Annotated in this window: 1 protein-coding gene; it reads right to left on the reverse strand. The window is 74.3% G+C overall.

Annotated features, from left to right (window positions below):
* Nucleotides 1-541: amidohydrolase family protein (locus FQ705_RS27635; protein WP_144146719.1), on the reverse strand; the 541-nt coding region annotated here is incomplete at both ends.

Here is a 541-nt window from a genome sequence, read left to right on the forward strand (position 1 = left end):
GAATGGCGCGGCGCTTCGCCTCGTGGGGCACCCACTGCCGCAAGGCCCGCGCGGCCGACGGATAGTCGACCAGGTGGCGATGCTCCGTGTGCGGCCAGTCGCTGCCCCACACCAGCCGCTGCGGGCTGAAGGCGGCCAACAGGTGGGCGGCCAGCACCGTGCCCGCTGCCGCGCCGTCGCCGGCCGCCGCGCCGGCATTCGCGCTCGTCTGCGTCTCCACGCTGCGATAGGCCGCCGACAGCTTGACCCAGACACGGCCGCTGTCGGCGCGCCGGAGCAGCGCGCGGAAACCCGGGTCGCGCGCGCGGGCAGCCGGATCGGGCCGGCCGAAAGGATCGACCACGGCCACGCCGCGAAAGCGTTGCGGATAACGACGCGCGACGGCGGCCAGCCAGCCGTTGTCGGTGCCGAGGAAGCTCGGCTGCACCAGCACGCCTTGCGAGAGCCCATGCGCCGACAGATGCGCCACATAGGCATCGAGCGTCGCGTCGTAGTCGGGCGCGTGGCGCCTCTGCGCGGCCAGCGGCAGGCCGCGCACGAA

The organism is Paraburkholderia sp. BCC1884, assembly GCF_900996225.1.
Taxonomy (GTDB): domain Bacteria; phylum Pseudomonadota; class Gammaproteobacteria; order Burkholderiales; family Burkholderiaceae; genus Paraburkholderia.